The sequence below is a fragment of the Maridesulfovibrio sp. genome (genome assembly GCF_963666665.1).
In the GTDB taxonomy this organism is placed as follows: domain Bacteria; phylum Desulfobacterota; class Desulfovibrionia; order Desulfovibrionales; family Desulfovibrionaceae; genus Maridesulfovibrio.
The window spans coordinates 1,448,842-1,462,461 of sequence record NZ_OY762999.1; the positions used below are offsets into that span (position 1 = coordinate 1,448,842).

A 13,620-nucleotide genomic window follows, 5' to 3' on the forward strand; every position below is an offset into this window, starting at 1 on the left:
TTAACCGACGAAATTATCCGAGACTGAGAATCTTCTCCCGCAAGCCTTGAATACGGTCACGCAGTTCGGCAGCTTTTTCAAACTCAAGCTCTGCCGCGTATTTACGCATATCTTTCTCAAGCTTCCGAACTTCTTTTTCCATTTTTGCGGGATCAAGTCCATACTCTGCAGCTTCTTCAGCAGCGATCTTTACCTCACCGCCCGACCAGTTATCAGAGTACAATGTTCCCAGCATATTATCCAGTGATTTAGAGATGGTCTGGGGCACGATACCATGGGCCTCGTTGTACTCCATCTGCTTCTCACGGCGGCGATAAGTTTCGTCTATGGCCGTACGCATGGAGTGGGTCACATTATCTGCATAAAGGATAACCCTCCCTTCGGCATTACGAGCCGCACGACCGAATGTCTGGATCAAAGATCGGGTAGAACGCAAGAACCCTTCCTTATCCGCATCCAAAATGGCAACAAGGGATACTTCAGGTATATCAAGACCTTCACGCAGGAGGTTAATACCTACGAGCGCCACGAATTCCCCGGCACGCAAGGACTGGATAATAGCCATGCGCTCCATGGTATCAATGTCCGAATGCAGATATTTTGCCTCCACTCCCATCTGATTGAAATACTCAGTCAGGTCTTCGGCCATACGCTTGGTCAGGGTGGTAATCAGCACCCGCTCACCGCGTTTCTCTCGCTTTTTGCACTCTGCAAGCAGATCGTCCATCTGCCCTTTTACCGGGCGGACTTCAATCTCAGGATCAAGCAATCCGGTTGGACGGATAATCTGCTCAACCACAAGACCCTGCGCCCGTTCCATTTCCCAAGGGCCTGGAGTCGCGGAAACATAGACGGTCTGCCCGATTTTGTCGAGAAATTCATCAAAGCATAACGGCCTGTTATCAAGAGCTGAAGGAAGCCTGAAACCGAAATTAACCAATGTGGTTTTACGCGAACGGTCACCATTGTACATAGCGCCCACCTGCGGCACGGCGATATGGGATTCATCCATGAAAAGTAGAAAATCGTCCGGGAAATAATGGATCAGGGTTGCCGGAGGCTCACCTTCCTTACGTCCATCCAAATGTCGGGAATAGTTCTCGATCCCATTACAATAACCGATCTCCTCAATCATCTCCAGATCATACATAGTGCGCTGCTCAATGCGCTGCGCTTCGATCAGCTTGTTCTCTTTCTTATAGAGAGTCAGAGTCTCAGAAAGCTCATTGCGAATATCTTCCCGTGCACGCTCAAGGTTATCCTGATCCGACACAAAGTGACTGGCCGGATAGATAACAGTCTTGCGTCTGCGCCCGGTAACTTCCCCGGTCAACGGATCGGTTTCAAGAATGGAATCAATCTCATCACCGAAAAATTCAATGCGCAAAGCCTGCTCACGAGCATAGGCCGGAATAATTTCGATTACATCTCCGCGCACCCGAAAGGTTCCGCGATGGAAATCATAATCATTGCGCTCGTATTGCACTTCAACCAGCCGATCCATGAGCTCTTCCATGGAAAGTTCCTGCCCCTCTTCCACCGGGATAATCATCTTGGCGTAAAATTCAGGAGAACCGAGACCGTAGATGCAGGAGACTGAAGCCACGATTATGACATCGCGCCTTGTCAGCAAGGCGTGGGTGGCGGAGTGACGCAATTTATCAATATCATCGTTGATGGACGAATCTTTTTCGATATAAGTATCAGAATGCGGCAGATATGCTTCCGGCTGGTAGTAATCATAATAACTGACAAAATATTCAACAGCATTATGCGGGAACAACGCTTTGAATTCATTAAAAAGCTGAGCCGCCAGAGTCTTGTTGGGAGCCATTACCAAGGTTGGGCGATTAAGCTCCTTGATCACGTTTGCCATAGCAAAGGTTTTACCCGTACCGGTAGCACCGAGCAGGATCTGATCCTGTACGCCGTGCTTAATATTTTCAACCAGTTGCTTCACCGCTTCAGGCTGATCGCCCTTAAGGGTGTAGTCACTTACAAGCTCAAAATTGTTCGCCATTATGGTGGGTTCCCGACTTGTGCTGTTAAATTAAAATAGTTATGAGAAGAAAGTAACAAGCTGACAAGCTCATTAAAACATTCATTTTGCGAGGTAGCAATGATTCCTATAATCCAAATAGAAAACGGTGAAATACCCAGTCCGCGCGGATACGCTGTATCCATGGTCATCAAGAGCTTTAAAGGCCGCCGCGATGTCGAAGTGCATCTTTTCCGTCCCGAATGGGATGAAGCGGATGAAAACAAGATTAAGTGGGACAATCTCTTCGGCAGCCCAGCTACTCTCGATGCAATCCCTGATGCAAAGAAAGACCGCATGATTGTCCTCGAATCATTTACTATGGAAGAGCGCGATCAGGTTGTTGAATATCTCAAGGATCATTACTCATCAAGGCTGGAATCCATCTTCTCCACCCCCATGGAATTTCCCGTGCCCACAGGTCTGCCGCCGCTTTCTTCCATCACCGAAGGTAAGGATATCGGGCTGATCAAATTTGAAAAAGTGCCCCATTTCGACCTCCCCTTCGCCCTGCGCGGCCTGTACAATCTCGGAGCACACCGTCCGCTGGTTGAAACCCGCGAAGGTGATGATAATTAGTAGGATTCGCAAATTGAAAGCGCATCAATATTTTATCTGAACTTAAAAAGCGGAGGATTCTTTAAGAATCCTCCGCTTTGATATTTCTAACTTAAAACTTCCGTTATCATCTCATACTCCCCTTCCATAAACTCCCACCTCCCACGAAGGGCCGGATGCTCTAAAGCCTCATCAAGCATGTCCAGAAAGTCATCCCGGCTGACTTCTTCAGCTCCTAAGGATTTGAGATGATCTGTCGGCTGCTGGCAATCCACAAAATGAAATTCGCGATTCTTCAACCATTGTACGAGATACGAAAAGCCAACCTTGGAAGCATCCGGCTCAAGGAAAAACATGGATTCACCGGAAAAGACCTTACCAAGTGAAACCCCGTAAAGACCGCCGACAAGATTGCCTTCCCGGTTCCAGACCTCCACACTATGCACAAAACCGAGCTTATGCAGCTTTACATAAGCTTCAATCATTTCGGGCAGAATCCATGTCCCGGCCTGCCCCGGACGAAATTTGCGGGCGCAATTGGCGATAACACTTTCAAATGAACGGTCAAAAGTAACGGAATATTCCCTGTTCCTGACCTTGCGCTTTACGCGGCGCGAGACATGCAACTTGTCAAAATTCAATATCAAACGGGGATCAAGCGACCACCACAAAATCGGCGAGCGCTCATCATACCACGGGAAAATACCTGAAGCATAAGCAGAGAGCAGCCTTTCCGGGCTGAGATCACCTCCAACCGCGAGCAGGCCATCCGGCTCCGCTTCATCAGGATTGGGGAAGATGGGGTCTTCTATCAGTCTGTAAACAACCATAATAATCCTTTGGTTTCCGCCTATTTTAAATAATAACTGATTATTATGATTTGGCAATAGAGTTTGAAATATTATATTCCATACGTATCGCTTGTGCCGGACATAACCAAACACATAAACCGCACCCTGTGCATTTGTCGCGACAAATGGAAAAAGCTTCATCAAAACGTTTTACCGCTCCATAAACACAAGCTTGGCATATCCCGCAGCTAAGACACTTCTCAGGCGAAATTACCGCTGAGACTGACCGTTTGTCGATTTCTTCAAATTCCAAAAGATGCGCTAAAGCTTTACCTCTAAATGAATCAACAGAGAGGTAATTATGTTTCGCCATGTATTGGCCGACCCTGTCATTAATCTCTGCAATCAGCCCGAAACCTTTAAGTAATATCCCTGTACAGATTTGAAATGTACTCGCACCCAAGAGCATATGCTCAATCGCATCATCTCCACTCAAAATTCCGCCGATGCCGGACACGGATATCTTTACAGATGATGCTATTGTCGCAACATGGGCCAATGCAATAGGCTTTATGGCCTGCCCTGAATACCCACCAAAAGTCGGCAATAAAGGCTTAGCTGTTTCAATATCCACCCCTAACAGGCAGCGAACAGTGTCAATGGCGCTAAGAGCATCGGCCCCTCCGGCTTCAGCTGCCATTGCAATCTCGGCAATATCAGACACATTCGGAGACAGCTTCACCATTACCGGCACAGAGGAATGCTGAACCAATCCCTTGGTATATTCAAAAACAAGATCCGGATTTGCACCAACAATCCTGCCGCTATCCGCATGTGGGCAACTAATCCCCAACTCCAGACCATCCACACCGTATTCTTGGAGTTGTTCCGCAAGTCGCACGACCTCATCAATAGAGTCCCCCATCAAGCTGGCAAAGACAACAGTGCCGGATTCTTTTGCTACCGCGATTTCCTGGCCCCACTCCTCCACGCTGTGCTCAGTATAGCGTTCTATGTTCTGCATTCCTTTGCCGTGAACTGCTATTCTAGGACAAGGATTTTGTTTGGGATGCCTGACAATAGTCTTAGTAACCACTGCGCCTGCACCTAGCCGGGAGCATTCAGCCATGGCCGCACCCGACCATGTAGGAGGTCCCGAAGCTACAATTAACGGACTAACCAAATGAATTCCGGCAAAATCAACAGATAATATATCCACTTTCCTTCACCATCTTATAACTTGATAACCAGTTTACGCAGAAAAACTTACATCACCCCAAAAGATCACCACACAGCTTTGCCTATTGCCACCAAAGCAATCACAGACCAAATGATATTCAAGACTGCGGGCTGGTAAGCCCGTTTCTGTATAGAAATGAAGACAATTCCAACCGCTCCGGTAAGGTTCAAAAACTGATAGTACAGCCCCTTGGAATCCAACAAACCGAGACTGACCAAAAGATAAGCAAGCACGATAGCCACCGTTCCATACCAGCCGACAGCCTCAAAAAGAAACGAAGTTCCTTCCCCCTCAACTTGAGCAGCTTGATCAGAATTATTAACTGATACTCCCATACCCTTCCTTCTGTTTACTGTAATCTATTTCTCCAGTTATGGTTTAAAATAGAACTTATTTCAAACTTGTTGTCAAAAAACATATGAGACAAAAAATGGGAAGCTTCCTACGGAAACTTCCCCTTCAAATTCAACTTATTAATTCAGCTCAGCAACACGACTACTTAGTAGAGGTCTTAAACTTAAAACTGAGCTTTTCCTCTTCGCCCTTACCCTTGGTAGTGACAGAGACAGTTCCGCCCTTGACCAGCTTGCCGAAAAGGATTTCATCAGCGATTTCATCCTTGATGGAAGTCTGGATCAAACGGGCCATGGGCCTTGCTCCGTAAGCCGGATCGTGACCCTTTTCAGCCAGCCACCGGCGGGACTTCTTGTCCAGTTCGATGGATACTCTGTTATCAAGCAGCTGCCCGTTGAGTTCCTTGATAAACTTCTCAACGATAAGCTCCATGACGTCAATCTGCAGTGAATTGAACGGCACGATTCCATCAAGCCTGTTGCGAAATTCAGGGCTGAAGATCTTTTCAACCGCCTTGATTCCGCGGCCCTTGTCTTCGCCACCCTTAACGCTGGCACCGAAACCGATTCCGCCCTTGGCCATTTCACGCGCTCCGGCGTTGGAGGTCATGAGCAGGACAACATGCCTGAAATCAGCCTTACGGCCATTGTTATCAGTAAGGGTGGCGTAATCCATGACCTGCAGGAGGATGTTGAATACATCCGGATGAGCCTTTTCGATTTCATCAAAAAGAATCACGCAATGCGGGTTCTTGCGCACGCCTTCAGTGAGCAGACCGCCCTGATCAAATCCCACATAGCCCGGAGGCGCACCGATCAAACGGGCCACCGCATGCTTCTCCATGTACTCACTCATGTCAAAACGCATGAAATGTACGCCCATGGTTGAAGCCAGCTGACGGGCCAGTTCAGTCTTGCCAACCCCGGTGGGTCCGGTAAGCAGGAAGGAACCGGTAGGTCTGCCGACCTGCTTCATTCCTGCACGGGAGCGCAGGATGGCCTTGGTGATCAGATCCACAGCCTCGTCCTGTCCAAAAACAACGGACTTGAGGTTACTGTCCAGTTCCTGCAAGCGGGAACGGTCGGACATGGTGATACGCCTTGTGGGAATACGGGCCATCTTGGAAATGACCTTCTCCACATCGGAAACCACAATACGATTGTCCTTACGCTTACGCTGGCTGAGATTGTAATAAGCCCCGGCCTCATCAATGACGTCAATGGCCTTATCCGGCAGAAAACGTTCATTGATATGCCTGCCGGAAAGCTCGGCAGCGGCCTTGATCGCCGAAGGAGCATAAAGCACGTGGTGATGTTCCTCGTAATAAGGCTTGAGGCCCTTGAGGATTTCTATGGTTTCTTCAACAGAAGGCTCACTGATATCGATCTTCTGGAACCTGCGTGAAAGCGCACGGTCCTTTTCAAAATGATTCTTGTATTCTTCGTAGGTAGTGGCACCGATACAACGAATTTCACCGGATGCAAGGAACGGCTTAAGAATGTTGGATGCATCCATGGAACCGCCGCTTACTGCCCCTGCTCCTACGATGGTGTGAATTTCATCCACAAAAAGGATGGCCCCTTCCTTATGCTTGAGCTGAGCCAGCACACCCTTGAGGCGTGATTCAAAATCACCGCGATACTTGGTTCCGGCCAGCAGTGCGCCCATATCAAGGGCATACACATCGGTGTCAGCAAAAGACTCCGGCACATCATCCTTGGCAATGGCAAGGGCCAGACCTTCGGCCATGGCGGTCTTACCGACGCCGGGATCACCTACGAAGATAGGGTTGTTCTTGCGCCTGCGGGAAAGAACCTGCAAAGTCCGCTCAACTTCGCTATCACGCCCGATAAGCGGATCAATCTTGCCGTCCCGGGCTCGCTGAGTGAGATTGGTGGTAAACTCTTCCAGCGGGGACTTTTTATCATCCTTGCCCCCGGAAGGCTTGCCTTCAGGAGAAGAACCGATTCCACCCTGCTGAGGATTGGGACTGATATCAAGCCCCTCACTCCAATCGTTTTCAGTCATTGAATGAGAAATATATTCAAGGATATCAAGACGTGAGATATCGTGTGTCTTCAAGAAGTAGACGGCATAAGAGTCTTCTTCCTCAAACATGGCGGCAACAACATCTCCCAATTCCACAACATCCTTGCCTGCGGCCTTCTTCTGCCAGATAGCGCGCTGCAGGACACGTCTCACCCCCAGAGTCTGGATAACTTCAGTATCAACACCAGTGGGCAGGGGTTCGAGGTTTTCATCGAAAAAACGTTCCAGCTGGCTGCGAAGCTTGGTAAGCTCTGCCCCGCACCCGGCGAGAATGTCTGCACCCATCTCCTCCTGAATTATCGCATATAACAGATGTTCAAGAGTGAGGAATTCGTGATTTCTAAGCCTGACTTCGTTAACCGCAGAAGTCAGTGCCTGTTCCAATGCCTTGCTGAGCATACTAGACCTCTTCGATTGTGCATTTCAGCGGATAGCCTGCCTGCTGTGCAAGCTGCTTGACCATTTCAACGCGAGTTTCAGCAACTTCTGCCGTGTAAACTCCACATACCCCGACTCCGTCATTATGGACTTGGAGCATTATTTTTGTGGATTCCTCTTCTGTTTTCCTGAAAACCTGCATGAGCACGGCCACAACGAATTCCATGGAAGTATAGTCGTCATTGTGCAAAAGCACACGGAACTTCCGAGGTTCCTTCAGCTCGTCCTCCAGCAGTACATCTGACTCAAAATTTTCTTTATATTCAGCCATTTTTTTAACTTTAAATATTTTTATGTTCTACTATATCTAACAATAAGAACAATTTCCCCACCTGTCGAGGAAGATTTGTTTATTTTTGTGCTATAAAAAAACTAAATCACTATAAATCAAAACTTAAAGTAATTCTTGAATTTCTTCAGGGGTAAACACAAAATTTTCATCAGGGTCCAAGCCGCGATCATTTCTATAATCCCGATTTAGCTCATGATATGTCTTCTTGCAGGCATCATCTGAACTTAGCCCCAACCTATCAGCACAGGACAAAATTCCGTCCTCTGGTCCTTCAATTTCAATAAATGGACCAAATGGGAGCAGATCCAGACAGATATGACATCCTGCAAACTCCCATTCCTCACGTATCTTTTCATAGCTGAAAACAGGAGAATACCCCAAGACCTGCAATGCAGCCACGGTCTCATCAAAGTTTGAGACCTCTGTTTCGTGCTCAATGTAAACCTTTGCCTTTCCGGAAACCGGAGCTGCAGGAATACGTTTAACAGTCATAGTTACCTTATCCGCCTGACGTACCCGCAGCAATGCTGACCTTTTATATAAAGTACGCCCCGGATCATCGAGCACAACATTACGTTCATAATGCCGGGTAAGCATCTTAGCCCCCTGCTCTTTCATAATCATCCGAGCTTTGTCGTGATCGGCATTCAGGTATTTCAATTCGGTTTCTAGGGCCATTTTCCTTTTCTCTCTTAACTTGAAGTGCTACAAAATATTAATAAATGAACGTCACTGAAGGAATTTTAAATGCATAAATACTTATACATCGCGGCTGGCGGGGCAGTCGGAAGCCTATGCCGTTATATTGTTTCCGGCATAACACAGCGGATGTTCGCCACATCCTTCCCCATAGGAACATTTTCAGTGAATATGCTCGGCTGCCTTTTTTTCGGGCTGGTTACCGGACTATTTGAAGAGCGTCTCGGATTCCCGCCGGAGATGCGCCTCCTCATTTTAACCGGATTCATGGGCGCATTCACCACATTTTCGACCTACATGTTTGAGTCAACCAACCTTATTAAATCAGGCCAGTGGGCCATGACCGCTCTGAACATTGGCGGGCAGAGTGTGCTGGGATTCGTCTGCATTATCGGCGGGCTGGCTCTGGGCAGATTGATTGTTTCCTGATTCTAAGCAACCATTTAATACGGAGAACTCGCCATGACCTTAACGGAAAAAGCTGTAAGACTCAAAATATTCACTGGAGAGGAAAATAGAATCAAGCACCGCCCCCTTTACGAAGTAATCGTAGAAGAAGCGCGTAACCAAGGGCTCGCCGGGGCCTCGGTATATCGAGGTGTGATGGGCTACGGAGCAAACAGTCAGGTCCGCACAACTTCCATCCTCAGGCTGTCCGAAGACCTGCCACTGATCATCGAGATCATTGACAGGCCCGAAAAAATTGAAAGATTCACAGATTTTCTGAGTGAAAACATGACTGAAGGACTGGTCACAGCCGAAGAGGTGAACATAGTCATTCACAAACACAACAAAGGCGAAAAGCAGTAACGGAATCGCTAACGGCTACAAAAATTAACCACCGCGCCGGGAATATTCTTAAGCGGCATAATCTTATCAACTCCGCCTAGTTTAATGGCTTCCTGCGGCATACCAAAGACGACGCAGGAAGCCTCATCCTGTGCGATACAGTATGTTCCGGAGTCGTGCATTTCTTTCATGCCCTTTGCCCCGTCGTCACCCATTCCGGTCATAATTACACCCACAGCATTTTTTCCGGCACTGGATGCTCCTGAGCGAAAAAGCACATCCACGGAAGGTCTGTGGCGACTGACCAAAGGACCATCTTTAATCTCAACATAGTAGCGGGCTCCAGAACGCTTGAGAAGCATATGCTTATTGCCCGGAGCAATCAAAGCCTGCCCCCTCAGGATGCTGTCCCCGTCTCTTGCTTCCTTGACCGTAATGCGGCAAATGGTATCCAACCTTGAAGCAAAAGCAGCCGTAAATTTTTCCGGCATATGCTGCACAATGGCAATCCCCGGACAATCAAGCGGCATACTTTGCAGAAAACCTTGAATCGCCTCTGTTCCTCCGGTTGAAGCACCGACGAGTATTACTTTATCGGTGGTCTGCAAAGCTGTAGTGCGAGGCCGGGATTTAGGCAGAACCGCATCAGCAGTAAGCTTGGGCTGAACTGTCATCGGACGGGCAGAAAGCTTGCTTGGTCTAGTCATAGCCGCTGCTTTAACCACATCACAAACCCGGATACTGGACTCCTCAAAAAACTTCTTGGTACCTATCTTCGGCTTAGTAATCACATCCACCGCCCCGTATTCAAGAGCTTTCATATAAGCATCCGAACCCTGTTCTGTAAGGGTAGAACAAATAACCACAGGCACAGGATGCTGGGTCATTAACTTGCGTAGAAAAGTAAGTCCGTCCATTTTAGGCATTTCAATATCAAGAGTAATTACATCCGGAACAACCCTTTTCATTATTTCTGCTGCTGCAAAAGGATCACCGGCACTGCCTACTATTTCTATATTGGAATCAGTAGCAAAAAGCTGCTGTAATGCCTGACGAACCAGAGCGGAATCATCAACAATCAACACCTTGGTTTTCTTCTTCATAACTAAACCTTTTGGTAAACAGTGGGAGCAATCTGCCTGACTGGCAGTTCCATTCCTGAAATACTTTCAGAGTGCCCGATGAACAAGTATCCGCCTTTGGATAAAGTGGAACAAAATTTCTTAAACAAAGAGTATTGTGTAGCCCTGTCAAAATATATGACTACGTTGCGACAGAATATTATATCTTTTTGATCCTTGAACGGAAAAGGCTCCATGAAATTAAGCCTCCGGAAATCCACCTTGTTACGCAATGCCGGAACAACCCGGACCAACGGCTTGGCCCGGTCTTTACTTTTGAGCAGGTACTTTTTCTTCAGGGCCATTGGGACCACGTCCACCTTGCTCATTGGATAAACGGCGTTGATAGCCTTGCGAAGGATATCAGTAGAAATATCCGTAGCCATTAAGGAGTACTTGAAACTAGGGTTCTTTTCGGCAAATTCCTCGAGGACCATACACAGTGTATATGGTTCCTCTCCGCTGGAACATCCCGCAGACCAGACTTTAACAGGCCTGCTGTTACGCTGGCACAGATCAGGCAAAACTGTGCTCAACAATAACTCAAAATGTTTAGGCTCCCGGAAAAAATCCGTTGTATTGGTTGTGACTACATCAATAAGCGAAGCCAATTCCCTTTCAAAACCTCCTGGGCTGAAGAGAAAATCGCAATACTGTGAATGACAACTGAAACCGAGAGCACGTAACCTTTTCTGAAGACGCGCCTCAAGCATTGTCTTCTTGGAAGGCGGCATCTTGATTCCGAACTCCTCCTTTATCAGCTTACTGAATTTGCCGAAATCAGAGTCAGTCATCTTAGGCATAAGCGCTACCGGAACTTGCTCCCCTTTCCTGGGCTTTCCTTTATCCTTTTTGCCTTTTTTAAAAACCATCAGCCAGCCGCCTTTATTTCAGCAAGAACTGTCCTGAATAATTTCGGGATATCCAGAATCAACGCGAGGGTTCCATCTCCTTTAATAGTTGCTCCGGAAATGCCTTCCACATCACGGTACACACGTCCCAGACTTTTAATTACAGTCTGATGCTCACCGATAACAGTATCCACAACAACACCTATTCTACTGCCATCGAGTCCGGTAATGACAATCTGTTCAATGGGCGGAGATTCTCCCTCAACTTCGAACCATTCACGAATCCTGATATACGGGACAATCTCACCGCGCAGGTTAACGAACTGCTGGCCATTGGCCTCTTCAACATCCTTACTGGTGAGTTCAACGCACTCTTCAACCAAGGAAAGCGGAATGACAAAATAATCATCACCGACGCGAACCTGCAGACCATCGATAATCGCAAGAGTAAGCGGCAGCCTGATGGTTATGATTGTTCCCTGTCCTTCTTTACTTGTAATATCAATACTGCCCCGCAGGGAATCAATGGCCCGTTTTACAACGTCCATCCCCACACCGCGACCGGAAACATTGGTCACACTCTGGGCAGTGGAAAATCCCGGCTCGAAAATAAGATTAAAAATATCTTTATCGCCAAGATCCTGATCAGTGGAAATAAGTCCTTTTTCAACCGCCTTCGCCTTAATGACCTCCGTAGACATACCCTTACCGTCGTCTTCGATAATGATGAGTACATCACCACCGGAATGTTCTGCTGTAAGCGTGATGGTGCCCCGGCGAGGCTTGCCCTTTGCTGTCCGCTTTTCAGGCCCTTCGATGCCGTGGTCAATAGAATTACGAAGCAGGTGTACAAGGGGGTCGCCAAGACGCTCGATAACGGTCTTATCCAGCTCGGTTTCTGCCCCGTTGGTATTAAGGTCTATCTCTTTACCGAGGTCTTCGGAAAGATCGCGGACAAGACGCCTGAACTTACTGAAAGTTGTTCCGATGGGCAGCATTCGAATTCCGAGAGTACTGTCCCTGAGTTCATCGGAAAGACGCTCGAGTTCCTCAGAAAGAGCGGTCAAGGAAGGGTCGGCCTTGGAACTGACCACCTGACTGATCTGGGCCTGAACGATGACCAGTTCGCCGACAAGGTCCACCAGATAGTCCAGTTTTTCAGCGGAGACTCGAATAGAAGAGGCAGTATCAACCTTTTTACGAGATTTCTTAGCTGCTGATTTAAATTCTTTTGTCGCTGTCTGCTCTGCCAGGGCACTTTCCACTTTCTGCTTGCTGACTACACCCTTCTCAGTAAGCAATTCACCCAAGGGCTTCTGATCGACCAAAGGCTTCTGGACGGCCAAAGCCTCATCAATGGCTTCGGAGGCTACAGCACCCCTTTCAACAAGGATTTCACCCAGCTTTTTAGTCTGCGCAGGTTCAGCGGAAAGATCTTCATTCTCATCATCATGGTGAGGATCAAATATATCTGCAACATCTTCCCGCGCGACTTCGCGCACATTCACAGTTACCGGTATATCGGTAAAAAAGAAAATCTCCTCAATAGACATGGAGTCCGCACTACTCTGAAAAATAACATCCCACCAGACTTCGTCATCCCTGTGCAGAACTTTTGAACACACAACTCCTATCTGGCCAAGATCTTCCAAAAGAGGATCGAGGTTTTCTTCTTCAACGTCATTGCCTGCGGCAACCTTAATGACAATCTGATAAAGGCTTTTCAACGATTGACTAGAGCAAGATTCTTTAACATCAACCTCAGTTATTTCATCTGGTTCTATTTCTTCACCAGAAGCAACTGTTGTTTCATCTTCTATTTCCTGCTCGATTTCGGCCCCGTCAGCGGCAACATCTTTCAAACCTTCGAGAATGCCGTTCCCTACACTGCTATCCCCTTCACCGGTTGAAGATTCTAGCATGGAATAAATATGATCACGTGCAGCAAGAGAAAGGCTCAACAAATTTTTAGTTATCGCAAGCTCCCCATTCCTGACCTTATCAAATATGGTCTCAACTTCATGGGTAAATTCAGCAATGGCTTCAAAGCCAAACATAGACCCGGAACCTTTAATCGTATGCAGCGCTCTGAAGACACGGTTGATAATATCCATATCATCAGGAACATCTTCAAGTTCAAGCAAAGAGGTTTCAAGCTCACCCAGTAATTCGTATGCTTCTTCCTTGAATACTTGAGTTGTCATATCATCAGACATATAAAATTCTCCAAGTCATTTGAATTGGCTGATAAACACTTCTATTTTTAAACATTTAATCAATTTCAATCAAGCAGTATAATTATCTAAGGCGTAAAAAATGCAAAAAGGCCCTTTGAAACCAAAGGACCTTTCTTAATTATCACGAAATCTCACAAAAAAAAGCATCTTTTCCCGATGTAAG

At 47.2% G+C, this 13,620-nt stretch carries 13 protein-coding genes; 3 read left to right on the top strand and 10 right to left on the bottom strand.

The annotated features are described in order from the left end of the window. Positions 1-13 precede the first annotated feature (13 nt). Positions 14-2,020, bottom strand: coding sequence for an excinuclease ABC subunit UvrB (gene uvrB / locus ACKU40_RS06485; protein ID WP_320175700.1), 2,007 nt, complete (start codon positions 2,018-2,020; stop codon positions 14-16). Positions 2,021-2,119: 99 nt separating this feature from the next. On the opposite strand from uvrB, the gene ACKU40_RS06490 reads away from it, so the two are divergent. After that, positions 2,120-2,617 (top strand): hypothetical protein, encoded by a 498-nt coding sequence (locus tag ACKU40_RS06490; protein ID WP_320175701.1) that lies wholly within the window; start codon positions 2,120-2,122, stop codon positions 2,615-2,617. 86 nt (positions 2,618-2,703) lie between these two features. Here the strand turns inward: ACKU40_RS06490 and aat are convergent, their stop codons facing one another. The 6 genes from aat to ACKU40_RS06520 form a co-directional block, all read right to left on the bottom strand. Continuing rightward, positions 2,704-3,426 carry a leucyl/phenylalanyl-tRNA--protein transferase gene (aat, locus tag ACKU40_RS06495; RefSeq protein WP_320175702.1) on the bottom strand — a complete coding sequence of 241 codons (723 nt, stop codon included), beginning with the start codon at positions 3,424-3,426 and terminating at the stop codon, positions 2,704-2,706. Between the two features lie 43 nt (positions 3,427-3,469). Continuing rightward, positions 3,470-4,606 (bottom strand): 4Fe-4S binding protein, encoded by a 1,137-nt coding sequence (locus ACKU40_RS06500; RefSeq protein WP_320175703.1) that lies wholly within the window; start codon positions 4,604-4,606, stop codon positions 3,470-3,472. A 65-nt stretch (positions 4,607-4,671) separates the two neighbouring features. Next, positions 4,672-4,962, bottom strand: coding sequence for a CBU_0592 family membrane protein (locus ACKU40_RS06505; RefSeq protein WP_320175704.1), 291 nt, complete (start codon positions 4,960-4,962; stop codon positions 4,672-4,674). A 160-nt stretch (positions 4,963-5,122) separates the two neighbouring features. Next, positions 5,123-7,429: an ATP-dependent Clp protease ATP-binding subunit ClpA gene (gene clpA, locus ACKU40_RS06510; RefSeq protein WP_320175705.1), complete on the bottom strand. Its 2,307-nt coding sequence runs from the start codon at positions 7,427-7,429 to the stop codon at positions 5,123-5,125. 1 nt (position 7,430) lies between these two features. Continuing rightward, positions 7,431-7,739: an ATP-dependent Clp protease adapter ClpS gene (gene clpS / locus ACKU40_RS06515; RefSeq protein ID WP_015851707.1), complete on the bottom strand. Its 309-nt coding sequence runs from the start codon at positions 7,737-7,739 to the stop codon at positions 7,431-7,433. A 123-nt stretch (positions 7,740-7,862) separates the two neighbouring features. Then, positions 7,863-8,438 (bottom strand): class IV adenylate cyclase, encoded by a 576-nt coding sequence (locus ACKU40_RS06520; protein ID WP_320175706.1) that lies wholly within the window; start codon positions 8,436-8,438, stop codon positions 7,863-7,865. Between the two features lie 69 nt (positions 8,439-8,507). Between ACKU40_RS06520 and crcB the strand changes: the two genes are divergently transcribed. Further along, entirely contained in the window at positions 8,508-8,888 is a 381-nt protein-coding gene (gene crcB, locus ACKU40_RS06525) for a fluoride efflux transporter CrcB (protein ID WP_320175707.1), read from the top strand. A 33-nt stretch (positions 8,889-8,921) separates the two neighbouring features. After that, the gene (locus ACKU40_RS06530; protein WP_320175708.1) at positions 8,922-9,269 is read left to right on the top strand and encodes a DUF190 domain-containing protein; all 348 of its coding nucleotides are present in this window, start codon (positions 8,922-8,924) and stop codon (positions 9,267-9,269) included. Between the two features lie 8 nt (positions 9,270-9,277). On the opposite strand, the gene ACKU40_RS06535 is transcribed toward ACKU40_RS06530, so the two are convergent. The 3 genes from ACKU40_RS06535 to ACKU40_RS06545 all read right to left on the bottom strand — a co-directional run bounded on the left by ACKU40_RS06535 (position 9,278) and on the right by ACKU40_RS06545 (position 13,436). Next, positions 9,278-10,351, bottom strand: coding sequence for a chemotaxis response regulator protein-glutamate methylesterase (locus ACKU40_RS06535; RefSeq protein WP_320175709.1), 1,074 nt, complete (start codon positions 10,349-10,351; stop codon positions 9,278-9,280). Positions 10,352-10,353: 2 nt separating this feature from the next. Further along, positions 10,354-11,172 (bottom strand): CheR family methyltransferase, encoded by an 819-nt coding sequence (locus ACKU40_RS06540; protein ID WP_320175710.1) that lies wholly within the window; start codon positions 11,170-11,172, stop codon positions 10,354-10,356. A gap of 68 nt (positions 11,173-11,240) precedes the next feature. Further along, positions 11,241-13,436 (bottom strand): chemotaxis protein CheA, encoded by a 2,196-nt coding sequence (locus tag ACKU40_RS06545; protein ID WP_320175711.1) that lies wholly within the window; start codon positions 13,434-13,436, stop codon positions 11,241-11,243. Positions 13,437-13,620 lie beyond the last annotated feature (184 nt).

Excerpts from the sequence above, each read along its gene's own strand:
- ACKU40_RS06545 (WP_320175711.1), bottom strand. The coding sequence starts at position 13,436 with ATGTCTGATGATATGACAACTCAAGTATTCAAGGAAGAAGCATACGAA.
- ACKU40_RS06530 (WP_320175708.1), top strand. The coding sequence starts at position 8,922 with ATGACCTTAACGGAAAAAGCTGTAAGACTCAAAATATTCACTGGAGAG.
- ACKU40_RS06520 (WP_320175706.1), bottom strand. The coding sequence starts at position 8,438 with ATGGCCCTAGAAACCGAATTGAAATACCTGAATGCCGATCACGACAAA.
- crcB (WP_320175707.1), top strand. The coding sequence starts at position 8,508 with ATGCATAAATACTTATACATCGCGGCTGGCGGGGCAGTCGGAAGCCTA.
- ACKU40_RS06540 (WP_320175710.1), bottom strand. The coding sequence starts at position 11,172 with ATGCCTAAGATGACTGACTCTGATTTCGGCAAATTCAGTAAGCTGATA.
- ACKU40_RS06535 (WP_320175709.1), bottom strand. The coding sequence starts at position 10,351 with ATGAAGAAGAAAACCAAGGTGTTGATTGTTGATGATTCCGCTCTGGTT.
- ACKU40_RS06490 (WP_320175701.1), top strand. The coding sequence starts at position 2,120 with ATGATTCCTATAATCCAAATAGAAAACGGTGAAATACCCAGTCCGCGC.
- uvrB (WP_320175700.1), bottom strand. The coding sequence starts at position 2,020 with ATGGCGAACAATTTTGAGCTTGTAAGTGACTACACCCTTAAGGGCGAT.
- aat (WP_320175702.1), bottom strand. The coding sequence starts at position 3,426 with ATGGTTGTTTACAGACTGATAGAAGACCCCATCTTCCCCAATCCTGAT.
- ACKU40_RS06505 (WP_320175704.1), bottom strand. The coding sequence starts at position 4,962 with ATGGGAGTATCAGTTAATAATTCTGATCAAGCTGCTCAAGTTGAGGGG.
- clpA (WP_320175705.1), bottom strand. The coding sequence starts at position 7,429 with ATGCTCAGCAAGGCATTGGAACAGGCACTGACTTCTGCGGTTAACGAA.
- clpS (WP_015851707.1), bottom strand. The coding sequence starts at position 7,739 with ATGGCTGAATATAAAGAAAATTTTGAGTCAGATGTACTGCTGGAGGAC.